Origin of the sequence: Psychrobacter sp. K31L (assembly GCF_017942195.1) — a bacterium.
Lineage (GTDB): Bacteria > Pseudomonadota > Gammaproteobacteria > Pseudomonadales > Moraxellaceae > Psychrobacter > Psychrobacter glaciei.
In genome coordinates this window covers 361,574-386,490 of record NZ_JAGKSC010000003.1, presented here as the reverse complement: position 1 = coordinate 386,490, position 24,917 = coordinate 361,574, and the positions used below count along the sequence as shown (strand labels likewise).

Annotated in this window: 19 protein-coding genes; 11 read left to right on the top strand and 8 right to left on the bottom strand. The window is 44.0% G+C overall.

What is annotated here, in order from left to right; translation table 11 throughout:
• Positions 1 to 234: 234 nt before the first annotated feature.
• The 3 genes from J5X94_RS07070 (at position 235) to J5X94_RS07060 (ending at position 2,963) form a co-directional block, all read left to right on the top strand.
• Complete coding sequence (locus J5X94_RS07070; protein WP_010199617.1) at positions 235 to 1,470, top strand: lipoprotein-releasing ABC transporter permease subunit; 1,236 nt, start codon at positions 235 to 237, stop codon at positions 1,468 to 1,470.
• A gap of 115 nt (positions 1,471 to 1,585) precedes the next feature.
• Positions 1,586 to 2,266: a lipoprotein-releasing ABC transporter ATP-binding protein LolD gene (gene lolD / locus J5X94_RS07065; protein ID WP_010199619.1), complete on the top strand. Its 681-nt coding sequence runs from the start codon at positions 1,586 to 1,588 to the stop codon at positions 2,264 to 2,266.
• 388 nt (positions 2,267 to 2,654) lie between these two features.
• Positions 2,655 to 2,963, top strand: coding sequence for a hypothetical protein (locus tag J5X94_RS07060; protein WP_010199620.1), 309 nt, complete (start codon positions 2,655 to 2,657; stop codon positions 2,961 to 2,963).
• A gap of 36 nt (positions 2,964 to 2,999) precedes the next feature.
• Here the strand turns inward: J5X94_RS07060 and J5X94_RS07055 are convergent, their stop codons facing one another.
• Positions 3,000 to 3,575: a DUF2062 domain-containing protein gene (locus tag J5X94_RS07055; protein ID WP_037033357.1), complete on the bottom strand. Its 576-nt coding sequence runs from the start codon at positions 3,573 to 3,575 to the stop codon at positions 3,000 to 3,002.
• Positions 3,576 to 3,880: 305 nt separating this feature from the next.
• Here J5X94_RS07055 and J5X94_RS07050 point away from each other — a divergent pair, with 305 nt between their 5' ends.
• The 4 genes from J5X94_RS07050 to J5X94_RS07035 all read left to right on the top strand — a co-directional run bounded on the left by J5X94_RS07050 (position 3,881) and on the right by J5X94_RS07035 (position 10,230).
• Positions 3,881 to 6,907, top strand: coding sequence for a ComEC/Rec2 family competence protein (locus tag J5X94_RS07050; RefSeq protein ID WP_210540750.1), 3,027 nt, complete (start codon positions 3,881 to 3,883; stop codon positions 6,905 to 6,907).
• Between the two features lie 250 nt (positions 6,908 to 7,157).
• Positions 7,158 to 8,213 carry a signal peptide peptidase SppA gene (gene sppA / locus J5X94_RS07045; RefSeq protein ID WP_210540749.1) on the top strand — a complete coding sequence of 352 codons (1,056 nt, stop codon included), beginning with the start codon at positions 7,158 to 7,160 and terminating at the stop codon, positions 8,211 to 8,213.
• A gap of 243 nt (positions 8,214 to 8,456) precedes the next feature.
• The gene (locus J5X94_RS07040; protein ID WP_010199629.1) at positions 8,457 to 9,347 is read left to right on the top strand and encodes an alpha/beta fold hydrolase; all 891 of its coding nucleotides are present in this window, start codon (positions 8,457 to 8,459) and stop codon (positions 9,345 to 9,347) included.
• Positions 9,348 to 9,438: 91 nt separating this feature from the next.
• Positions 9,439 to 10,230, top strand: coding sequence for a CPBP family intramembrane glutamic endopeptidase (locus J5X94_RS07035; RefSeq protein WP_228293185.1), 792 nt, complete (start codon positions 9,439 to 9,441; stop codon positions 10,228 to 10,230).
• A 202-nt stretch (positions 10,231 to 10,432) separates the two neighbouring features.
• On the opposite strand, the gene dusA is transcribed toward J5X94_RS07035, so the two are convergent.
• The 3 genes from dusA to J5X94_RS07020 form a co-directional block, all read right to left on the bottom strand.
• Positions 10,433 to 11,404, bottom strand: coding sequence for a tRNA dihydrouridine(20/20a) synthase DusA (dusA, locus tag J5X94_RS07030; RefSeq protein ID WP_210540748.1), 972 nt, complete (start codon positions 11,402 to 11,404; stop codon positions 10,433 to 10,435).
• A gap of 108 nt (positions 11,405 to 11,512) precedes the next feature.
• The gene (locus tag J5X94_RS07025; RefSeq protein ID WP_210540747.1) at positions 11,513 to 12,817 is read right to left on the bottom strand and encodes an MFS transporter; all 1,305 of its coding nucleotides are present in this window, start codon (positions 12,815 to 12,817) and stop codon (positions 11,513 to 11,515) included.
• 225 nt (positions 12,818 to 13,042) lie between these two features.
• The gene (locus J5X94_RS07020; RefSeq protein ID WP_210540746.1) at positions 13,043 to 14,686 is read right to left on the bottom strand and encodes a phospholipase D family protein; all 1,644 of its coding nucleotides are present in this window, start codon (positions 14,684 to 14,686) and stop codon (positions 13,043 to 13,045) included.
• Positions 14,687 to 15,393: 707 nt separating this feature from the next.
• On the opposite strand from J5X94_RS07020, the gene J5X94_RS07015 reads away from it, so the two are divergent.
• The 4 genes from J5X94_RS07015 to J5X94_RS07000 all read left to right on the top strand — a co-directional run bounded on the left by J5X94_RS07015 (position 15,394) and on the right by J5X94_RS07000 (position 19,563).
• A complete protein-coding gene (locus J5X94_RS07015; RefSeq protein WP_210540745.1) occupies positions 15,394 to 16,668 on the top strand; it encodes an O-succinylhomoserine sulfhydrylase in 1,275 nt (424 codons plus the stop codon).
• A gap of 109 nt (positions 16,669 to 16,777) precedes the next feature.
• A complete protein-coding gene (locus J5X94_RS07010) occupies positions 16,778 to 17,107 on the top strand; it encodes a YbaB/EbfC family nucleoid-associated protein (protein WP_189584573.1) in 330 nt (109 codons plus the stop codon).
• A 237-nt stretch (positions 17,108 to 17,344) separates the two neighbouring features.
• Positions 17,345 to 17,938 (top strand): recombination mediator RecR, encoded by a 594-nt coding sequence (gene recR / locus J5X94_RS07005; protein ID WP_189584576.1) that lies wholly within the window; start codon positions 17,345 to 17,347, stop codon positions 17,936 to 17,938.
• Between the two features lie 308 nt (positions 17,939 to 18,246).
• Positions 18,247 to 19,563 (top strand): ribonuclease D, encoded by a 1,317-nt coding sequence (locus tag J5X94_RS07000; RefSeq protein WP_210540744.1) that lies wholly within the window; start codon positions 18,247 to 18,249, stop codon positions 19,561 to 19,563.
• On the opposite strand, the gene J5X94_RS06995 is transcribed toward J5X94_RS07000, so the two are convergent.
• From J5X94_RS06995 to gcvH, 4 genes are all read right to left on the bottom strand, one after another.
• The gene (locus J5X94_RS06995; protein ID WP_210540743.1) at positions 19,553 to 20,242 is read right to left on the bottom strand and encodes an esterase/lipase family protein; all 690 of its coding nucleotides are present in this window, start codon (positions 20,240 to 20,242) and stop codon (positions 19,553 to 19,555) included. The two genes, J5X94_RS07000 and J5X94_RS06995, sit on opposite strands and share 11 nt — an antisense overlap.
• Positions 20,243 to 20,446: 204 nt before the next feature.
• On the bottom strand, positions 20,447 to 23,344 hold the full coding sequence (gcvP, locus tag J5X94_RS06990) for an aminomethyl-transferring glycine dehydrogenase (protein ID WP_210540742.1): 2,898 nt from the start codon (positions 23,342 to 23,344) through the stop codon (positions 20,447 to 20,449).
• A gap of 62 nt (positions 23,345 to 23,406) precedes the next feature.
• Positions 23,407 to 24,165 carry a nitroreductase family protein gene (locus tag J5X94_RS06985; protein WP_189584601.1) on the bottom strand — a complete coding sequence of 253 codons (759 nt, stop codon included), beginning with the start codon at positions 24,163 to 24,165 and terminating at the stop codon, positions 23,407 to 23,409.
• Between the two features lie 312 nt (positions 24,166 to 24,477).
• Positions 24,478 to 24,858 carry a glycine cleavage system protein GcvH gene (gene gcvH, locus J5X94_RS06980; protein ID WP_189584604.1) on the bottom strand — a complete coding sequence of 127 codons (381 nt, stop codon included), beginning with the start codon at positions 24,856 to 24,858 and terminating at the stop codon, positions 24,478 to 24,480.
• Positions 24,859 to 24,917 lie beyond the last annotated feature (59 nt).

Here is a 24,917-nt window from a genome sequence, read left to right as displayed (position 1 = left end):
TAACAAAACCCTATTTTTATTAAAAAATACGCGCAGTTTTTGCTAATGACTGGCACATATCTGCCAAATTGTGTCAAACTAGCTCCCTTTTGATGGCCAAATCTGGCCTATTTTAAACCCTATTTTTGTGTTCGATTTATATGTTGGTATGGCAGACGCCATATATAAGGCGTTTGTCGCTGCTCGTTTTGGCGCATATAAAAGTCGCACGTAGATAAGATAAAGAGTTTGAATATGTTTCGTCCTTTAGCGTTATTTATCGGCTTACGATACACCCGAGCAGAGCGTAGTAATGGTTTTATTTCCTTTATATCGCTGATCTCGATGATAGGTTTGACCCTTGGGGTTGCCGTATTGATTACGGTACTATCGGTCATGAATGGTTTTGACCGCGAGCTAAAAACCCGTATTTTGGGCATGGTGCCGCAAGCAACGGTCATCTCAAGTGAGGTGATTGGCGATTGGGAACAATTGGCAGATCGTATCAAAGAAGATCCAGAAGTGGCTGCTGTGGCACCCTTCATTCAATTACAAGGCATGCTGACGTCGAATGGCCAAGTAGCAGGCATTATGGTCACTGGCGTCGATCCTCAGTACGAAAAAAATGTCTCGATCATCAACGATCATATGACTGAAGGCAGTATCGACACGCTGCAAGCTGGTGATTTTAGTATTGTACTGGGTGAAGAGATGGTGCAATCACTGGGCTTAAGTATCGGTGATAAGGTGACTTTGGTGTTGCCAGAAGCATCGCCATCACCTGCTGGTGTGATACCGCGCTTTAAGCGTTTTACCCTCACGGGTATTTTTAGTATCAGTCCAGAAGTGGACAGCCTCATGGCCTTTATTCCGATGAGTGATGCTGGCAAATTGTTACGCCTGCCAGCTGGTGCTCAAGGTATCCGTATGAAGCTAAATGATATCTTTACCGCGCCCATTGCTGCTCAAAAAGCGGCTGCTATTGCCCCTGATCGACTCTATCCGAATGACTGGACGCAAACGCATGGCAATCTATTTGGGGCGATCCAAATGGAAAAAGCCATGGTAGGATTGCTACTGTTCTTAATCATTCTAGTGGCAGCATTTAATATTGTCTCAAGTTTGGTGATGCTGGTCACGGATAAAAAAGCAGACATTGCGATTCTCAAAACCTTTGGCGCGTCACCTCGTCTGATTACCCAAGTATTTATGGTACAAGGCGTGGTCATCGGCGTCATCGGTACGATTGCGGGTACGATACTGGGCGTTATATTTGCGCTCACGGTTAGCGATATTCTAGGCTTTATTAATCAAGCCTTCGGTCTCAATCTTTTTGATGCTTACTTTGTCAATTACCTACCATCACAGCTGCGCTTGACGGACGTGGTATTGATTACTGGTGCATCGTTCGTATTGAGCTTTTTGGCCACGATTTATCCAGCACGCCGAGCGGCTAAAATTCAGCCTGCACAAACACTGCGCTATGAATAGTTAAAGCCGTAAGCGAGGGATTGAGCCGCGGATTTGCTTGCTCGCTCAAGGTTAGAATGTTTAGTCAGGTTTAAAAAATCATGAATATCGGTATAAATAAAATAAAGGAAGCGCTATGTCTGCCATTCTAAAGGCGACCAATATTAATAAGATATATGATGAAGGTGCGGTCAGTACCCAAGTATTGACAGGCTTGGATTTGACCGTCCACGCGGGTGAGCGCATCGCTATCGTTGGTACTAGCGGCTCGGGCAAAAGCACCTTGCTGCATTTGCTGGGTGGACTGGATACGCCAACCAGTGGTGAAGTCTGGTTGCATGGTCAGCTATTAAACAGTATGAATGAAACCGAACGCGGTGCGATGCGCAACAAGCACTTAGGGTTTATTTATCAATTCCATCATCTATTGGCAGAGTTCACAGCGATTGAAAACGTCGCGATGCCATTGCTGCTACGCCCAAAAGTATCAACGACTGAGGCGAGAGATCAAGCAATAGCGATATTAGAGAGCGTTGGTCTAGAGCATCGTTTGGCGCATAGACCTGGCGAGCTATCAGGCGGTGAGCGTCAACGAGTGGCCATTGCTCGTGCACTCGTCACCAAACCTTCGCTCATATTGGCAGATGAGCCAACGGGCAACTTGGATTATGACAATGCGCAAAGCGTTTTTGGCTTACTATCAGAGCTGCAAAGTACCATGCAAACGGCACTACTGATGGTGACGCATGACCGTAACTTGGCGGCATTGGCGGATCGTCAGCTGTTACTGCGTAATGGTCATTGGGAACAATACTAAATGGCTTAAGTATGAAATATCCTAAGTATTTAAGTATTAAGGTATGTTCTCAATTCAATCAACAGTCATATAGATAAGCTAACAATGGCTAAGTTTTGCCAAACAGCGAAGATAATATCCAGTTAATACCTCGATATTATCTTCGCTGTTTTTCTTGTTTGGCTACAATGGGGCTTATTTTTATTACTTTACTTAAAATGATGACACGCTTTAGAAGAAATATCATAAAGTAGAGTATAAAAAATAGGTTGCCAACTATAGTTTGCTGAGTATAATTGGATGCAGTAAAGAGTAGTGCAGACAGAGTAATCCTAACAATATACCTGATGTATTTTTTTATATAGAATCGGCTGTAGTAGCCTTATTTAATAGAACAAGGATAATGACAATGAATGAAGATGAAGATCCAATCGCTGCTTTTGGCAGTGCCGAAGAAGGCAATGAGCCATTGAAGCCGTATATTGATCCAACGTTGTTTGACACCGTCGACAAAGATGCACAGATCGAACTACTTACTTCAGTTTTTGATTCTATTACGCTGGCAGGTGTTGATTACGATTTAAAAGCGCAGGATAGCGCCACTGGTAAACGCTATACGCTGCTCAAAGACGAAAAAGTGGTCGATATCTTTGTGATGGATAGCAGCTTTACAGACAATGTCCTAGCAGCGATAGAAAAAGACAAAGAAGACGAGTAATTGGATTCAATGAGCCGTATGTGTTGAGGTTGCAGATTATCGTTTAGGCGGTTTCTCTTGAACGGTGTGCTGACGTTTTTGCCAGCTTGACACGGTTTTATAACGCCAAATAGCCTTAAATGCCAATCCGCAAATGATGCTGGTAATAATGGCGAGTATGGCGCTTCCCACACAAAACGCGGTTAATGAAACAGTACCGTGATAAGTGATAAAGGGGTTGGCGCCATCAGATAGTACCCACAAGCTAAAGTCAGCAATCATCCTGCCGATAAGTCGTAAACTGATCATCGGCACATCAATAATCTTGGCACCGATGTAGTAACCTGCGTAAAAGATAGGCAGGCTAGTGACGGGGTTGGTGATCCACGTCAAACCAAGCGCCATAGGGACATTGGCACGAAAAATTAGCGAGCCAATTAATGCCAATAGCATCTGTCCGGGTAGCGGAAAAAATGCACTGAGTACACCGATATAGACCGCTTTATTTAAGCTGTGCCGGTTAAAATGCCATAAACGCGGATCAGCCAAATGCGGTGCAAATAATTTCAAAATGCGGCTTTCTAGAATTTTCTCTGGTGTGGGCAGCAAGTCTTTAAGACGTTTTTGGGGCACAGTATCGCCTTTAATCGTTATCAACCGCAGGCTCAATCATATTGATGGGCTGATATAAAGAGATATTAGGAATAAAATACGGGTGGGAATAGTATCAGAAAAAAAGGGTAATAGTGTCGAATAATTATTATTGTAATACCTCTCATCAGTATAGGGCAATACTAAAATAAATGCTATCGCTTGACCAACGAGATAGTCGTCATTGCTAGAGTGAAACGACATATTCGCACCCATTTTTGTGAGCAATAATAATCCGTTAAAATTGACTGTATTTAAACAGTCAGCTCATTAAGCAAGGAGCGCTGGTGTACTGGTTACTTGGTAGTCTGGTGATTATCGTTATGATGGGCGTTTTGGCAGTCGCGGATAGTCTGGCGATACCAATCAACTCATTAATAGAGCTGCATAACGCTAACAGTTGGCCGCTATTATTAGTCATCATTGCTATTGTCTTGATAGCCATTAATCAGCGTCAAACGTTGTCTAATAACTTGGTAAACGTCCAAAAGCTTTCTTCTAAACACCAACCTTCTCAACCTTCTTTTTCTCAAGACACGTCTAAATATTTTTCTTCTTCCTCTAAATTTCCCATTCGTATTATTAATTATTTGCTGATAGTGATGCTGGCTATGGGGCTGGTGATGGGTAGCGCATTGCAAGCCTTGATGGGTTATCAGCAGGCTGAAGCGACCAAAATTACTGAGTCTATGCGTGTACAGGCTTTGGTCACTATCGAGGGTATTAGTGATAGCGTTTATGATGGTGTCACCAATAGCGGTTATCGACAAGTCGCTACCGTCAGTCATATATCGCCCCTAATTTCTGAGTTGACGGCTCAAGAATTAGATAGTGCTAAGGTCAATTACTTCACGAGTATAGAAAATAGCCTAGGCAATAATTTCTTTAATGATACTTCAAACGAAAGTAGTGATAGCAATATTGAATATCGAGTGCTACTCAATGCTTATCCAAAAAAAGGCTCTAAAAGCGCTCAGGTCGCTGATCTAAATCAGCTGCGACCGGGTGATCAGCTGTTTATGACGTTAACGCTCGCACCGCTTGCTACCTCTGAGCAAGCTCTCAATAATCCCTCCGGGTTTGACAGTTATCGCTGGTTGCGAGGTCGTCATATCGATGGGGTGGCAAATATAGTGACGACCAGTACGTCGTCTTTTGCGCTCGATGAGTCGTCTGTATTGGAAGCTGCTTCTCGCTCCTATCTTAAGCGTTTTCGTACTCAGATTGACCAAGGGCGTTGGCAATTGCGACAGCATTTTTATCAAGAGTGGGCGGGACAAACTACAGCCACGCAGCAAGCAAAAGCGGTGACTCTAAGTTTGCTCACAGGCGATCGCAGCTTAATCAATCGCGATACCAAAGATCTGTATCAATTGGCTGGTATTTCACATTTGCTGGCTATCTCGGGCACTCATGTGTTGTTTTTAGCGATTATGCTGGCAGGGGCAGTTGTATTCTTGCTCAATCGTCTGTATCCAGCCTTATATCGGCACATACCACGCTGGCAAGTGCGCTGGTGGGTGATGATCAGTGCTGCTTTTATTTATGCGCTATTCACTGGTTTCGATGTACCCGCTGCTCGTACTGCATGGATGTTATTGGCAATAGGTCTAGTACGATTGACCTTACTGCCCATTAGTACGATGCGAGTATTGTTAGCGCTGGCAGTCTTGATGGCATGGTTTGATCCTTATGTGCTCTGGCAAGCTGGTTATTGGTTGTCCTTTATCGCTGTGGCGCTGTTGCTAAAATACGATAGTGCTTCACAGTCGCAAAATAACTCAGTGTTATCACAATCAGAGAAACCTCTCTCTCAGCATGATATTAAATATAGCCGTATTTTACTTATAAAAGTATGGCTCACAGGCAAACGTGTCTTTAAGTTGCAGTTCTGGTTATTTATCTCGTTGCTACCCATTACGTTGTTATTGTTTGGCAAAGCTTCACTATGGGGTCTAGTCATCAATTTATTTGCCATTGGTTTATTTGGCTGGGTTATCGTACCGCTCAATCTACTAGCTGGGCTTTGCTACTTATTATGGCCTGCGCTTGCTGATAGCATCTCGGTGTTGGTCAGCGCAATCATCAGTAATTTACATGATTTGATTACGTGGTTAACATCATTGCCAGCGCTGTCAGAGGCGTGGCTGTATACGCCAGTGAATATGGCGATATTACTGATGGTATTGCTGGCGATGTTGCCTTGGTTATTACCACGTGGACTTATCAGTCGTTGGCTGGCATTACCGCCTTTGACGCTATTAATGATGACGGTATATGCCAACCAGCAGTCATTAGCCACGTCACCAACTTTATATATATTACCCACTGGAGATCACTATATAAGCGCGGCGGTGCTGCAATACCCTATAATGGATAACGAGGTTGGGGTTAAGGATAATAAGGCGCAGTCCGCGAAGGGAAGCGTGAGTTGGTTGTTTTTGGCAGACCACAGGCCTAGTGCGACACGTACCATGCCAAGCACCTTGACGGCAGAGAAGCTGTCCGCGATATTAGAGCAGCAATTACGCACCTTATCGATTAAACGCTTAGAAGGGCTCGTAGTACAGACCAGCAGTGTAGGATTGACCGATACGCTCACGACTAACGATGCCAGCAATACATTTAAACCTAACGCCTCAGAGTTGTTGCCGATGACCGTTGCCAGAATAAGTCAGCGCCTACCGACCAGCCAGTATTGGCAAGCAGGGCGTAGTGATCGTTGGTTTGAGCGAGAAAAACTTTATAAAGAAGCAAACGAATCTAACAATGCTAACAATGCAGCGCATGTCACTACCAAAACGTATATCAGCCCTAAAAGCTGTGAGCAAAATGACTCATGGCAGCTCCCCAACGGGGATTTATCATTACAAGCAATGACGGGCTGGAGTAAGATAGATGATGCCAGTGTGTGGGACTGTACAATTGCCATCGATAGCAGGTTGCCGATACAAATAGTGCAGTATAATGCAGCTGATCCACTCAATTCACCGCTGGCCACCTCTCAACTACTAACGGCAATTCCCTCTACAGCAAAAAATACGCAACCAAATAACCAAGAACTTACTATGCAAGCTCAGTCTTTGCCATCACGTATCGTTGTTGATGCCGATACCCATCAGCGCGTTTGGCAACTGTGGTCACTGCTCTGCCAAGCTGAACCATTTGATAATAGAGCCTATGGTCATCATACTTGGCTTGGGCACAGCGCCTCACACCTAGCGACCGATGATATTAAGCGCCAGCGTATCAATGAGGTCATTACTTATGATGATAATGCACTTGAGGCAGCACTGTCTCTGAATGCTCATTGAGTCTTAGAATAATATTTGGACGCGACATCTTATTTTGACAATACATTCTAAAAATCATCTTAACCGTAGCAGCGTTATAATATGGTGATATTTCACGGTTACACTCTTGAACCATAACCGAAATAGCACCATACTTAGTACTCTATTAATATAGATGACCCCTACAGTGAGAAAATTTGATTTCTCACTGTATTTATTTTCTATATCATCTCTTTTATCGTTTTAGACTGTTTCTGACTTAGGAAGTTATATGCCCAACTGGCCACCAGACCCTAACAAACGTTCTGACAATTCGGCAAATCAGCCAACACAGATGCCACAGTCAAGCCAGCCAAGCGGACAAGAATGGCGCCTGATTGAAAACACCTTATTGGCTAGTGTGGTTGAGCAGCGCCGCGCTCGTCGCTGGAGTATTTTCTTTAAATTATTGACCTTTGGTTATATCTTATTGATATTTTTGACCCTTGGTCGTGGGTGTAGTAGTTCGCCAACGGGTATGGATGCAGTCGATACCAGCGCGCCGCATTTGGCCGTGGTTGAGCTGCAAGGCGTCATCAGTAATGACGATGTTGCCAATGCTTATGATGTCAATGAAGCTTTGAGAGATGCTTTTGCGAATAGTAATTCCAAAGCGGTGGCATTAGATATCAACTCACCTGGTGGCTCACCTGTACAGTCTGATGAAATCTGGCAGACTATGAGGGAGTTGCGCAAAGAGTACCCAGATAAAAAGCTTTATGCTGTTATTGGTGATATTGGTGCTTCAGGTGCTTATTACATCGCTTCTGCGGCAGATGAGATTTATGTCAATCCATCAAGTTTGGTTGGCTCTATCGGTGTCATTATGCCAAGCTACAATGTCAAAGGTTTGATGGACAAGGTCGGTGTAGAAGATCGTACTATTACGGCTGGTGAGTACAAAGACATTCTAAGCTTGTCACGCCCATTGACTGATTATGAAGAAAATCATGTCGAAAAAGTACTGGCAAATACGCATAAGCATTTTATTAATGCTGTAAAAGAAGGTCGCGGTGACCGCTTGAAAAACCCTGAGCAAAACAAACTGTTCTCAGGATTATTTTGGACAGGCGAGCAGTCGATTGAGCTAGGTTTGGCAGACAAGACAGGTAGTATCACAAGCCTGAGTAAGCAACTAGATCTTGATACTGTGATTAGCTATAGCCCAACTGATCCGTTCCAAATGTTTATGGATCGTTTTGCCGTGCAACTGGGTGCAGGCATTGGCTCTAGCGTTAGTCTTGATGGTTTTTTACCACAAGAAGAAGGTAACGTAAAGATGCGTTAAGCGTTTAATGTTTTAGATATACTGTGTATGATTGTTGAGGCTGGGCATGTAATTATGCTCAGCCTCAATTGTATGTAATGCTAAATAAATATCTTATTTAAGACTAAACCTTTAAGACTAAGTCGCTATCAATATCGCGATAGCTATCAATTTTGCTATATTGGTGATATTTAGCTTAAGAATGCTATAAGGTTCAATCATTAAAAATAATATATAACATAAACCATCCCACGAGAGCCTGTTATGAGAGATGAAATAAATTTGCAGACCTTTGCAGCGCTACCTGTCTCCAAAAAAACCAATAAGCCCGTTATACATTTTGCCCATGCCAATGGGATGCCAAGTGCCGTTTATCAGCCGTTTTTTGAGCATTTAGCAGAGTTTTTTACCATTGAATATATCCCGATGTTAGGCAATACGCCTGATTATCCAGTGGATGATCATTGGCGTCGACTGACTCAACAAATTATCGACAGTGTAAAAAGCACCTGTGAGAAGCATGGCATCTCGCAAGTCGTGGCTGTTGGGCACTCGCTGGGTGCTATGTGTACGTTACAGGCGCTGTACCGTGCGCCTCAGCATTTTGCTCAGGCGGTATTAATGGATCCGCCTTGGATTTATGGCAAAGTCAGTTTTTTGTGGCATTTGGCAAAGACAGCAGACAGATTGCCTCTTATGAATAATCGTTTGATGGACAAGCTGTCACCAGCTGGCGTGTCTAAGCATCGCCGCGATGTGTGGGACAGCCGCGCCGACGCGTATGAAAAAATGCGGCATAAAGGTTTTTTTAAAAACTTTGATGAGCGTAGTTTTCAAGGATATATCGAGCATGGCTTGCATGAGCGTGCGGATGGCAAGGTAACATTGGCTATTCCTAAAGCCAGTGAAGTCGCTGTGTTCCGTACCAATCCTTCTTGGTATTGGCTGGCACCAAATCGAGGGCCCAAAGTACCTGTCACATTGATTATTGGTCAAGACAGTATCTTTCTGAAACGCCGCTTCCCGCAGCAAATCAAATCCCGACTCAATATTCCTTATGCAACCCATGCGGGTGGTCATATGTTCCCGCTTGAGCATCCAGAGTCTGTGTCACGGCAAGTATTGGATTTAATCAAGCAACAACTCCCAACATGAGTGATGCTCGCTACTTATTTAACGGCTTATATGAATAACTATATGAAGCTGTCAGGAGCATTGCTCGTTTATTTTTTTGAGTCACCGCCTTATGCCAAACCAACCTAGTACCACCAATGACCCGTCTATAAATGCGCCCGAACGTTCGCCGTTATTTTCACGCTTCGGTGCATTTTCAATGACCGTAGGAATGGTCATATCATTTTTTATCAGTCAATTGTTAGGGGTATATGTTGCAGGCAAGCTGTTATTACCAGCAGCTAAAAGCTCAAGCGTGGCTGATGTATTTTTCTTTGGCAGTAGTAATGGTACGGTCGTGAGTGTGTCGATCATGATTGGCGGTGTCTTGCTAGTCGCCCTCATCGTTATGCTGATTCAATTAAGAGGTGGTAATTGGCAACAGTATCTAGCGCTCAAATCGTTTTCAGTAACGGTTGGCATCGGCATGCTGGGCTTGCTATTGATATTTATGATTGGCAGTCAGGCATTGACTTACTGGCTCGATAAATCACCATTGGTATTTGTAGACCCGCTGTACCAGTCAGTCAGCTCAGTGTGGCTACTGGTGTTTGCGATGGTGATCGTTGCGCCATTATACGAAGAGCTGGTCTTTCGCGGCATATTATGGTCGGCCATTGCTGAGCAATTCGTCGTCTCACCAAGTCAAGAGCAGCGTGGGGCGATCATTGCCAGTATCATCACCAGTTTGATATTTGCGGTGATTCATTTGCAATATGGCGTTTATGAAATCAGCACTATCGTGGTGTTGGCATTGATATTTTGCTACGCACGTGTAAAGTCTGGCTCGCTGCTACTACCAATGCTGCTCCATATTGTGAATAATGGCGCAGCGATGTGGCAGTATTTAGCGCAAACAGCTTAGGGCATGTCCTCAATTCAATCGATGGTCATCTAAATGGGTTAAAAATGGCTAAATCTTGCCAAACGGTGTCAAATAGCTGACTATTATCTGCGCTATTTTCTTTGTTTAACGGCAACTTATCTCATTTTTATCGCCATTTTTAAAATAAGGACACGGCCTAATCAAAATCTGTTTAATCAAGCGTCTGTTTAATCAAAGAAAGCTACGCATCAGGGTTTAACGCCAAGACCTCAGACGCTGCTTGCTTAATATCCTCTATGGTCAGCTTGGGTTTGCCACTCAATGATTGACGCCATTTTCGAGCACCTGTCAGCCCTTGAAACAATCCTAAATAATGACGCGTCATCGTGGGTAGTGCTTCGCCTTTGGCGACTTTTTCTTCTAGATAAGGATAAAGCTGCGCCAATATATCTGAGCGCTTAGGTGCTGGCTCACCCCATAAACTGTTGGCTTCTGCCAGTAGATAAGGGTTGTGATAAAACGCGCGGCCAATCATCACACCGTCTATATGCTGTAAGTGCGCTTGAATATCTGCAACTGTCTCAATACCGCCGTTTATCTCGATATCGAGTTGTGGAAAGTCTTGTTTGAGACGATACACATCTTCATAGCGCAGTGGCGGAATGTCGCGATTTTGCTTGGGACTAAGACCCTTTAGCCACGCAGTACGGGCATGAACGATAAAACGGCTACAACCTGCAGCAGCGACTTTCTGCACAAAATCTGCCATGAACTCATAACTGTCAAAATCATCGATACCAATGCGGTGTTTAACCGTCACTGGGATATCGACAGCCGCTTGCATATGTTTGACTAAATCGGCGACAGTGTTTGGCTCGGCCATGAGACAAGCACCAATTTTATTATGCTGTACCCGATCTGATGGGCAACCAACATTGATATTGACTTCATCATAGCCATGCTGCTGAGCGAATTCAGCACACTGGGTCATCTCACCAATATCTGCACCGCCAAGTTGCAGGACAAGTGGGTGCTCAAGTGTATCAAAGCGCAAATGCCGAGCTCGATTGCCATGTATGAGCGCACCAGTACTGATCATCTCGGTGTATAGATACGTGTGCGGATTAAACAGCCGTGCAAAATAACGATAATCTGTCGTTGTCCAATCAATCATCGGGGCAACGGACAGTCGTTTATTGGTCATATCAACCATGGGTATTAAGCCTTAATATTTGTGTCTTAAATAAATGGATAAGGTGCAATGGATGAGACATACCATTGCACCTTAGTTTCAATCTTGATGTGGATATTGGTCAGCTATTTACGAGATCACATGGTCAATTTTTTTGTATTCAGGCAGATTATAAAAATAAAGCCCCATGATAATACCAATAAAGCCGATAAACGTAATGTATAGTGCTGGTGAGAAGCTTATTAGCGTAGTGGCATAGCCTAGACCGAAAGGTACTAATACGCCCACGATACCGTAGGTAATATTATAGCAAAAAGCCATTCCTGTGAGGCGCACATTGGTCGGAAACAATTGCACAAGGATAGCAGGTACCATACCGACGATGCCAGCGCAGAAGCCTAATAGCGCATACATGATTAATATGTAATCACCACCTGCCTGCAAATGGTAAAAGAAGGCCAGCATTTGAGCAATGAGTAGAACAGAACCAACAACTAAAATTTTACCAAAGTTCTCATGGTTAGACACCATGCCATAAAATATGCAGCCAAAAATCATAAATATGATGGCCAAACTATGAGAAAACCCAAATAGGTCACTATCTAAAACAAAGTTTATCTCTATTAAGTCTGGTAGCAGTAGAATGACAACAGAGGTAATGCTAGAAATGACCAACGTCAGTACCATACCAACAAATATAGAATGCTTACAATGTTTAAAAAGTATGGTAAATGGTTCGCTCGCGCTAGTGCCAATTTTTGACTTGTCCAGTGCAAGAAAGAATGGTGTCTCTCCAACGAGTCGCCACATCAATAATGGCAAAAAGCTTAATACAGCGGCAATTAAGAATGGCAAACGCCATCCATAATCAGTCAACTGATCCGTCGTCATAAAGGTAGAAAGCCACATAAAGAATGCATTTGAAAATAGCACACCCACTAAAAAGCTGGCAGTGACATAGCTACAGGCTACTGATAAATACTGCCGCGGTACATGCTCTGCCACAAAAACCCATGCCAAGGGGACATAAAGGCCATATGCCATACCCTGTATAAGCCTTAGGAAAATAAATAAAGCGGGCGCAATCCATCCCCACTGTGCATAAGTGGGCAGACACGCCATCGCCAACAAACTTGCAGCGGTTACTATCAGGCTTAGCAACAATATGGGCTTTCGACCTTTTATATCGCCGTATCGACCAAAGAGGATACCACCAATTGGACGTGCCAAATAACCAACAGCAAAAAGCCCCAGCCCTTGTAGTTTAGCAACTTGAGGGTTGGTGTTCGCAGGAAAAAATGCAGCCGAGATGATATCTGCCATGTACAAATAAATCAAAAAATCAAAAAACACTACAGCGCTGGTAAAGCTAATAAACAGCACTACATTTTTGTCTCTAGCAGACATTAACGCATATTGAGAACGAGACGGCATAATAGATCACGCATCCACAGAGTAAAGTGGTCATTAAGACGGTCATCGTTTGGATAACCGCTCATCATAAAAACCGGCAAATCAACGTAGATAGATAATGATTTGCCGAAACAGTAGGTTTGGGTATTTTGTGTTAGTAATTTTGGTTGCAGGGGTTTGATTTAACAGAAACTAAATCCGAAATCCTGAAATTTTAAGGGTCAGTGAGTAAAAGGTCTTACGTCTTTATAGCAGCCAGTCGATTGGTAACCATGACATGATGGTGAGCCAAATGTGATCACTCATATCAACGCGTGGCTCCGAATTATAAATCACTTTTTTACCATCTTCCATGGTATGCCATTGCAAAGCGCCGCTCTCTAGCAACTTGACTTCATAAGCTTGATTTAACAAATCATCGCTGAGTGCACCGTGCAGCTGGCTTGCTAGTTCCTCATCGTTAATAATGACACCCATTTCGGTATTGATATTGGCAGAGCGCGGATCGACATTGTATGAGCCAATAAAGACTTGATAATCATCCACGGCAAAAGTCTTGGCATGTAAGCTGGTCGATGATTGACTACGTGCTCGCCACAGCTTGTTTTCACGTTCTTCTTCGGCAGCCGTTGATTTTAGCTCGTATATTTTGACGCCTGAGCGAAGCAAGTTGGGTCGCCATTGACTATAGCCAGAGTGAACGGCAGTGACGTCCGTCGCATCAAATGAATTGGTCAAAATCTTAATATCAACACCAGATTTGGCCAGCTTGACCAAGGTATCGACACCATCTTTAGTCGGCACGAAATAAGAAGAGATGATAGTCAGCTTTTTGGTTGGGCTACCGAGCAAAGTGCGTAGCTGATGTACCAAATTGGTGTCAGTAGGAACCGTTTTGCTCAGTTTACCGACATCATCACTCAAAAACTGCATATCTGTCCAACGAAAGGGTACCCGTTTATTGATCAGATCACTGTCTATAGTAGAGTCTTTGATCGCCGCTTTATAGACCGTCAAACTGCTGCCTTCGTTATTGTCTTCGTCGAGACCGAGCTTATCCAATGCGGATAGAAAATCAGGTGTCACATCATCATCAAATTTTGCCAACGTTTCGATATCAAATGATAAAGGTGATGACCAGTAACTGGCAAAACTGTTGTCGATATCTGCGACGACTTTACCAATAAGTAACACATCCAAATCCGCAAATTGACTGCTCTGATCATTACTCAGGTATTCGTTACCAATATTACGACCACCAATGATGGTGATTTGCTTGTCAAAGGTCATGCTTTTATTATGCATACGCCGATTGATACGCGGCAATCCTGTGACAAAGTTCAAGGTTTGAAATTTACGATGCATCAACGGATTAATAATGCGCACCGCAATGTTTGGGTGGCTGGCAAAACGTAATAAATGCTGATCGAACTTCGCGCTATTATTAAAATCATCGAGCAACAAGCGCACGATAACGCCGCGTTCAGCTGCATCCCAGAGGTCTTTTAACAGTAGTTGACCGGCTTGGTCATTATGCCAAATATAATACTGTGCATCGATGTTACGTGTGGCCATATCTGTCAAGATACTGCGCGCGGCAAAGGCATTTGCCCCAGTCACTATCGGGTGATAGCCTGACAAATCAGGGTGAATGTCATTCTGTGCACTGATAGCGGACACCAAATCGATATTACTGGTGTCAGTCGCTGCAATTTGTTTAGGCTGTTGGTTGCTTTCTTGCTGATATAAAGCATTCACTCGCGCTGACAAGGCTTGGCTTTCAGGCAAATGGGGCTGTTCGGGCAAAATCTGACATCCACTCAGTCCTAAGGTCAACCCGAGTGTTAGGCTCAGCGATAAACTGCTTGGTTCTATATTTAGCATCAACATAACTGATTAACCCTAATAAGCCTTGATTTATTGAAAGTTTGCTGAGTATTTTCGTTTATTTTCAAATAATAGCGCTGATTATAATGCTTATAAAAACAACACTCGAGACAAAGCGTAGGACAAAGCCTAAATGGTCGCTAAGCTTAGCAGCTGTCGTCCTATCTGCCTATTATAAATACGTTATTTTTTTAGTTTATGCGCTTGACTAAGCTCGCGTTTTATTCTGATTATAGACTTGGTGGTTATATCAAGACGTATTCAAAAATAATGTTTAGTAGGGCTCTGAAACCAGATGTTTGGAATAAGTTGACATGCTATGATAACGCTGACAAATGGTATCCATAATTAGGGTCTGTTGAACATTCAAATATTAGGACTGCTGATCGCTAAAATCGCATCAAACTAGGCGTAAACCGACGATAATGTCGAGACCTTAGCTAGGTTTATAACAACGTTTGGTGCGATTTTAGCATCAGCCCTTCGGGGCGGGACTATTTTTTGCCAATACATGGCGAAATTGTCTAACCTAGAATGACTAGGCGTCAAAAATTTCACTGCGTATTGTCTAAAAAATAGCCACCGCCAGTGCCACATTTGAATGTTCAACAGACCCTAAAAACAAGCAGCCATTCTATTACTAATCGTTTTACTACTAACACATTTTACTACTAACACATTTTACTACTAACAAAAGTAACGGAAGATTTATGAGTCAGTCGCAAACGCAGAATGAGAGCAAGGTGAGTAAGTTAGATCCAAACTGGCGTAACGACGCCCTAGATTTAGGGCTTGATTATGGTATGCAGACCATCGCTGTACGAGCAGGGCAACATCGTACGGATGAAGGTGAGCACTCAGAGGCTATCTTTACTACCAGCTCGTATGTTTATACCTCAGCGGCAGATGCCGCCGCTCATTTTAACGGAGATAAGACGGGTAACGTTTACTCTCGGCATACCAATCCGAGCGTACGTACCTTTGAGCGTCGTTTGGCAGCGCTTGAAAATGGTGAGCGCGCTGTTGCGACAGCTTCGGGTATGGGTGCGATTTTGACCATGTGCTTGGCGTACCTAAAAGCAGGCGATCATCTGCTGGCTGCCAATCAGCTGTTTGGTTCATCCATTGGTCTATTCAATAATTATATGGCCAAGTTTGACGTCGAGGTCAGCTACGTTGATTGCTTCGACAATGACGCTTGGGCAAAAGCGGTTCAGCCGAATACCAAGGTTATTTATTGCGAAAGCCCTAGCAATCCATTGGCGCAGATTTGTGATATTGAGTATTTAAGTAAGCTGTGCAAAGCCAATGACATCTTATTGGTGGTAGATAATTGCTTTGCCACGCCAGCCTTGCAGCGTCCACTCGACTTGGGTGCTGATGTGGTGATTCATTCTGCAACTAAGTATTTGGATGGTCAGGGTCGAGTATTAGGCGGTGCCTTGGTTGGTAGCGATGCGCTCATGCAAGAAGCGTTTACCGTGGTACGCTCAGGCGGTATTAGCATGAGTCCGTTTAATGCGTGGGTTTTTACCAAAGGGCTTGAGACACTGAAATTGCGCATGCAAGCGCACTGTCAAAATGCCAATCAAGTGGCGGATTTCTTGGTCAATCACCCCAATGTCAGTACCGTGCATTTCTCAGGGTTGAGCGATCATCCCGCTCATGAACTGGCGACGCGTCAACATCATATGAAAGGTGGTTATGGTGCTATCATGGGTTTTGAAGTCAAACCATCTGCTAGCCTTGATTCAAAAGCCGCTGCATGGCATGTGATAGACTCAACGCAAATGGTTTCTATTACTAATAATTTGGGCGATGCCAAAACCACGATTACCCATCCAGCGACGACTACCCACTTTCGCTTGACCGCTGAGGCGAGGGCAGAAGCAGGCGTCAAAGATGGTCTGATTCGTCTGTCGGTCGGCTTGGAAAATGTAGAAGATATCATTAAAGATTTGGCGCGTGGTTTAGACAGTTTGTAAAGATAACGGTATAATCACCGTTAACGCATAAACTTTACGTTATGATTTACGTTAATAAAAATTACTCATTACTATATTACTCATTACTATAAAAGACAAAGAGGCAATTATGAATATTCAAGCATTGATGCAACAAGCACAAACGATGCAAAAGAAAGTCGAAGCAAACGTTGAAAATGCTAAAAAAGAGCTAGGCAACAAAGAAGTTCACGCAGAAGCGGGTAGTGGTCTGGTAAAAGTTACCATGACGGGTCGCCATGTGGTTAAGCGTTTGACCATTGATCCAAGTTTGCTTGAAGATGAGCCAGATATGATCGAAGACTTAATCGCTGCTGCTATCAATGACGCAGTGCGTCAAGCGGATGAGTTATACGAAGAAACGATGGCTGGCGCGACCTCAGGTATGGGTTTACCACCTGGTATGCAAGGCATGTTCTAATATCTATCCCAAAAATAAGCTAACTTTGTCAGACTCGCTAAGCCTACTAAGGGTAGCGCTTGCACTCGTCTTCCTCGTTATCTCAAGTTTTTGGTATCGATATACGACTGGCTTTATATTTAGCTAATTATATGTTATCTGACTATGATCATATAGAAAATGGGGTTGTTATCGACACGATACGACCCCATTTTTATAGCTACGGTTTATAAATTAAGTTAAATAAAGGAAGATGCTTTGCTGACAGCCAAATTTGATCAGCTGGTCAAACAGCTGCGTATTTTGCCGGGTGTGGGTCAAAAAAGTGCCCAACGTATGGCGCTGCATTTGCTTACCAAAAAGCGCCCACAAGGCATGGCACTCGCCCAAGCACTTGATGAGGCGATGCGTGATATCGTCGAATGCCAGCGTTGTCACAGCTTTAGTGATGAGGCCGTTTGTCCGCTGTGTCAAGATCCAAGGCGTGATGATGGCCTATTATGCGTGGTCGAAACGGCGGCAGATGTGATGGCTATCGAGCAAACGGCAGGTTATCGTGGACGCTACTTTGTTTTAGGTGGTCATTTATCACCGATTGATGGGATTAGTGCCGACGACTTAAACATCGATCAGCTGGTCTGGCGGGTTAAGCAAGAGCCTGTTGAAGAGTTAATACTAGCGACTGGTACAACCGTCGAAGGGCAGACCACCGCACACTTTATCAGCGAAGCGGTCAGTCGTCATGTCAATAAAGTCACACGTTTGGCGCAAGGCGTACCGATGGGTGGCGAGCTGGAATACCTTGATAGTATGACCCTTGGACAAGCGATGCAAAATCGCTCTTTCTTATAGTATAGTTGATACTAAATAAAATGGGTACACGACATTATGATGCGTGACTGGCACAAACTTTTCTTGCTTGCTGTGCCTACGCAGACAGAGGCTACGAAAAATTTATACCAGTCACGCTGTCTCTTTTTTATATTGACCTGACTATATTATCTCTAGCAATTTTATAAGTTCTTTACAAAACCCAAATCTTGCCCATTTTATTTTATGAACTTGTTATAATTGTTTAATTGCCACTATTTTTCTCGTTTTTCTTTTATTAAAACGCAGTTTGGCGTTTTCTTTCCCCCTATTTATGCAGGTATCTGCCCGTGTCTAACCATGTTCCAACCGCTGCCACCCAATCAAACCTTGCAGACAACGCTGCTGCTATTGTCGATTCATCAAAGCAATCAGTTGATACTGAAATAGCGTCAGCAGCTGTGCCGCCTGAACCAAATATCGATGCATTATTGGATATTGCGGATGAAGTTGCCATCACGTGGGTGCGTGAGCAAGATGGTTTGGCTGAAGTTATCGATGCATTGGCGATTTGCGGACGAGTGGCATTAGATACCGAGTTTATCAAGCGCGATACTTATTACCCGCGCTTGGCACTGGTACAGCTAAATACAGGCAATCACATCTATTTACTAGATGCTCCGCAGTTGCAACTGGGTGATTTTTGGCAAGCGCTTAGCGAAGTTGACGTGGCGATTTGGCATGCTTGTGGTGAAGATTTAGGGATTTTTTATCTATTGTCTGGTTGCCCGCCGTTGACCAATATTTTTGATACGCAAATTGCGTTGTCTTATTTGACGGGACAGCTGCAAATGGGCTATCAGCAGGCGCTTGATGACCAGTTAGATATGCATATCGATAAAGAACAAAGCCAATCAGATTGGCTACAGCGTCCGCTCTCAGATGAGCAAGAGCAATATGCGATTGATGATGTACGCTTCTTGCCAGCGCTTTACTTGAGCCTTGAATACGAGCTAAAAAAGCAAGAACTGTTTGAATATGTATGGGCGGATTGCCAGCTTTATGCCAGCGATTTGTACGATGCCCAGCATGTTGAAGACGAAGCGATGTACCTAACGATGGCTGATTATCGCTATAATTCGCAGCAAATGGCAATACTCAAAGGAGTGGCTACGTGGCGAGAAGAGCTGGCGCGTTCGACCAATCAGCCGCGTACTTTTGTGATTAAAAAACAAGCCGTACGTGAGATTATCACTGAAAAACCGAGCAATATGCGAGAGCTTGCGCACAAAACCACGATGCATCGCAGTATGTTGCGCCTATACGGCGAAGAGCTGCTTAAGGTAATAAAAGAGGCAAAAAACCTGCATCCTGCTGAATATCCAGACTGTCTATTGCCGCCGTATCGCTCAAAAAATAAAGTGCTGTCAAAAGCCGTGCAACAAGCGATTGATGAGCAAGCAGAAGCTATTGGTGTACCTGCTAATGTATTGATGCGCAAAAAATGGCTAGGGCAGCTGTATGAAGTGATTGCGTTTGATAAAAACCTAAGCGAGCTACCAGAAGGCTTAAAAGGCTGGCGCAATGAGTGGGTGACGCAGACTTTGATACCAGTGATTAACAAGCATAAAACCGAGTTGCAGCAGGGTATGGGTATCAATGTTTAAGTTTTTTATGCTCAAACTGTCCATGTTGTAAAAAACATATCACTTGTGTGGTGACACCTTTATCGACCAGCATCCCAGTATGCGAAACTGGTAAAACAATATGATCAGTGGCTGCCTCTATTTTGGTTTCTTCTATATATACTGTGCCATCGTGTAGCAGATGTTCTGCTGATGGCATATTGTCTGCTTTACGCAGTTTACGGTTATGATACTGTAAAAACAGCTGCCCCAATCCATACGGACGATTTCCCGCAATCACGCCCAAGGTAATATGTGCTGGTAATGGTGGGACTGTTCCATCTAAAGCATCGACATATGAGCGTCCTACTACAGCGGGGCTTAAGCGCCAGATATAATCTGCACAAACACTCCCTACGTGCGGTGTTCCTAGCGTCACGCAACGCCCAATTTGCCACTTGGGATACTGAGTGACGAAATCACGAATAATCAAACCACCCAAACTATGACCGACCAAATCTATCGGCTGATCAGGCTGATGATGCTTTTCTAGCCAAGTATTGAGGCCTGCGCTATTGGTTTTGATGCCATCACGCATACTGCGGTAGCCATACTGATGGGTATCAAATCCTGCTGCTTGCAGGCGCTTTGCCAGTGGTCGCATGATCCAAGTGGTTTGATGCAGACCATGAATCAGAATAACGCGGTTTTTTTGTTGCATAGTAAGATCCAAGTCATTGCTTCAAAGATTTAAGATAAATATTTTGTTATCGGTATAAGCCTTTATTTATCACTTATCCATTAATAATGTTACCTGTTAATTTGATAGATAAAAAGTAAGCAAAATAAAAACCTCCAAATCAGCTACTGACTTGGAGGTTTGTTTTTCTATAAAAAGCTACTTATGACTTATCGGAGACTTCGATTACAGATAGTTTTCGATACTTGGGCACGAACACATCAGATTCTTATCACCATAAGCATCATCGATACGAGCGACGCTTGGCCAGAATTTATGAGCGCGTACATAAGGCAATGGGAATGCGGCAACATCACGGCTGTATGGATGCGTCCACTCGCTGCTGGTGATCATAGAAGCGGTGTGCGGTGCATTGACCAGTGGATTGTCTTCTAACGTCCAATTGTCTTCGCCTGCTTTGGCTTTCATCGCTTCAGCTTTGATAGATTTTAGCGCACTGATAAAACGATCTAACTCTTCTTTAGATTCAGACTCAGTTGGCTCAATCATCAACGTACCTGAAACTGGGAAGCTCATGGTTGGTGAATGGAAACCATAATCCATTAAGCGCTTGGCAATATCGCTTTCGCTGATACCAGTTTCATCCTTTAATGGACGAATATCGATGATACATTCGTGCGCGACGCGGCCGTTTTTACCAGCGTATAAAACAGGGTAGTGATCTTTTAGCTGCGCGGCGACGTAGTTGGCATTTAACAGCGCCAGTTCAGTGGCTTTAAGCAAACCATCACGGCCCATCATGGCAATATACATCCACGAGATCGGCAAGATGCTGGCTGAGCCATAAGGCGCTGCCGATACAGCTGAACAGTCTTTTTGCGCATTATGCACAGGGCTTAAGGTATGGTTGGCCATAAATGGTGCTAAATGTGCCTTCATACCGATAGGACCCATGCCAGGACCGCCGCCGCCATGTGGGATACAGAAGGTTTTGTGCAAGTTCATGTGTAATACATCTGCACCAACATCCGCAGGCTGCATCATGCCGACCTGCGCATTCATATTCGCGCCATCCATATAGACTTGGCCGCCATGCTTATGAATCAAGTCACAAATATGACGGATGCCTTCTTCGAACACACCATGCGTCGACGGGTAGGTGATCATCAAGGCACCTAGGTGCTCGCTATGCTCTTCACATTTAGCGGTCAAATCTTCGATGTCGACGTTACCGTTTTCATCGGTTTTAACCACGACGACTTTCATACCCATCATCATGGCAGTCGCAGGATTGGTACCATGCGCTGACATTGGGATGAGGCAAACATCACGATTGGTCTCGCCCAATGATTCATGATAGCGGCGAATCGCTAGCAAACCAGCATATTCACCTGAAGCACCAGAGTTTGGCTGCATCGATACATCGTCAAAACCAGTGATGGCTTTAAGTTGATCTTGCAGACTGTCAATCATCGCAATGTAGCCGGTGACTTGATCGCGCGGTGCAAAAGGATGCACATTGGCAAACTCAGGCCACGTAATCGGTAGCATTTCACTGGTTGCATTGAGTTTCATGGTACAGCTACCCAATGAAATCATACTGCGGTTCATCGCCAAATCTTTGTCTTCAAGCGATTTTAAATAGCGCAGCATCTCATGCTCGGTATGATGCGAGTTAAATACTGGATGGGTTAAGATGTCATCGGTACGCAAATGCGCGCTATCAAGTGACAGGCTGGCAGTCTCAGGCAAGTCATGTGATTTACTAACGAATAGCTGGGTCAACACCGTAAAGTCATGTTGGTCGCTGATTTCACTAAAAGCGACACCCAGTTTGTTATCATCTAGACGCCATAAGTTATAACCAACATTATCGGCATTTGCAAAAATTTGCGTCGCCAGTTTTTCTGAACCGCAATCGACAACGACGGTATCAAAGAACTGATCATGTACTACGCTTAGACTGCTATCGTTGGCTTCTGTAATGACATTAGCAAACGCTGTGGCAAAAGCATGGATACGAGTGGCAATACGTTTTACGCCACCTGGACCATGATAAACGGCATACATACCAGCGAGGTTAGCCAGCAATACTTGTGACGTACAGATGTTTGAGTTGGCTTTTTCGCGGCGGATATGCTGCTCGCGGGTTTGTAATGCCATACGTAGGGCGGTATTACCTTGCGAATCTTTTGAGACACCAATGATACGACCAGGTGCTGAGCGTTTGGCTTTATCAGAGAATGCAAAGTAGGCGGCATGAGGACCACCAAAGCCCATTGGAATACCAAAGCGCTGGGTGCTACCCAAAGCGACGTCTGCGCCCATATCTGCTGGTGATTTTAATAATACCAAGCTCATGATGTCGCTGACGACGCTGACGTACGTTTTGTTTTTCTTAACCGCAGCGATAACGTCAGTTAGGTCTTTAACATCGCCTTCGACACCGACGTATTGGAATAGCGCACCAAAATAATCACCAGATTTGGCGGTTTCAAAATCACCAACGACGATTTCCCAACCAAAGTACTTAGCACGAGTATTGATAACGTCTAACGTTTGTGGATAGACGCGATCATCAACGAAAAACTGCGTTGATTTGCTTTTGCTTACCCGCTTAGACATCGCCATGGCTTCAGCGGCTGCCGTTGCTTCGTCAAGTAACGATGCGCCAGCCATTTCTAGACCCGTTAAATCGATACAAACTTGCTGGAAGTTAAGCAAAGCTTCTAGACGACCTTGGGCGATTTCAGCTTGATAAGGCGTATAAGCCGTATACCAACCTGGATTTTCAAGGACATTACGCTGAATGACCGCAGGCATACGCACAGGCGAATAGCCTTGGCCGATGTAGCTTTTATTAACGGTGATATTATCTGCCATGGCGCGCAATTTAGCCAACGCTGCATGCTCACTCATTGCCAATGGCAAATCTAAGTCTTTGTGCAAGCGTACGGGCTCAGGCACCGTATCATTGATAAAACTCGCCATGTCTTTATAACCAATTTTGCTGAGCAAATCAGCTTGTTTGGTCTCATTTGAGCCTAAATGACGATAGACAAATTCAGCTTCGTTGAATAAACCTTGAAAGGTATCAAACGTCGGGTTTTGAGAAATAGTCATGACAATCCTTGGTTAAGGGAGTAATAAAAGGGTTTATTTAAATAGAGTAATATGGCGATGCATTAAACGTAATGTACAAATTGCTTTTGATCAAAGCGGAACTGGCTGTTGTAAATGCCATTGTCGGCGCGTTCGCCAGCACCAATCATCATGATAATGTGCTGATCATTGCTTAAGCCTAACAAGCGCTTCATGGCAGGCTCGTCGAAACCGCCCATCGGACAGCTATCAAAGCCGTGCGCGCGTAGTGCTAGCATAAGATTTTCGGCAGCAAGTGCAGTATTGTTGGTCGCCCAGTTTTTGGTGTCTTCAAAGGTATAGTAAGGCGATTTAATAGGCCCTTTTACCCGTCTGACGACTTGAGTTGCGCTCCATTTAGCCGCTGATACGACGTTGGCAGGTCCACGTAAAAAGTCCATGGCAACGACTTTGGTATAATAGTCTTTAACTTTCTTCGGTACTGGCGTCTCAGGATACTCACGTAAGATCTGCTGGGCGTGGTCGTGCCAAATGTCAGTACGGGCGACAACTGCGATCAAGCGCGCTGCTGTTTTTGCTGCGTTTTGATTCATGCAGTTTTTGACGGTACGTTTGCGTTTATCAGCATTATCAATCACATAAAATTCCCACGGCTGTAGATTGCTTGAGTTCGGCGCTAGCATGGCCAAACGCAGACAATCTGCTAACACATCGTCAGGTATCGGCGTGTCAGTAAAACGACGGACTGAACGACGTGACTCGACCACCTCACGAAACGCTTGCAACTGCGGTGTGTGTTCGGGTGTGGCAATGTTGTCGTTGTTATCAGAGTTGGAAGTCATATTAGGATCCATGCTGGGGATTAAGTGATTAATTTGCTTATTACCGATGGCAGATTTTTTATAGACCAAGTCAAATAGATAAGGCAAATACATTAACGAGCGTATGGGGTAATAACATTGAGTAACGATCTTTCATGGCAGTATGCGTATTTAGCACAGTTGCTGAATATTTTGAAATGATAAGTGCGTCTAAAATAAAGCGTACAGATACCAGTTAGCACCAGTATCTGTCATGTTTTCACGTCATATGACTAGCGAATATAAATGACTAGCGAATATAAGCTAAATATTGATTACAAAAGAAAGCTTGGACTATAGATCGTTTTCGTACTCATCAGCCGTCATTAGTGCTTCGTAGTCAGCGATGTTGTCAGGCTTCATTCTAAAGAACCAACCTTCGCCATATGGGTCAGAGTTGATGATTTCTGGATCGTCTTCTAGCGCTTCATTAATCTCAACCACTTCACCTGAGATCGGGGCATAAACGTCAGAGGCGGCTTTTACCGACTCAACGACTGAGATTTCGTCATCAACAGCGATGATGTCACCCACGTCAGGAAGTTCAACAAACACCACGTCACCAAGCAAGTCTTGAGCATGGTCTGTGATACCGACAGTGATTGTACCGTCGTCTTCTAGACGTAGCCATTCGTGGCTGGCAATGTATTTTAGTTCTGCTGGGATATTACTCATGGTCTCTCTCCTAAGTGATAGAGGATGGTTAACAAAAAAAGTGAAAGCTAATAATAGAG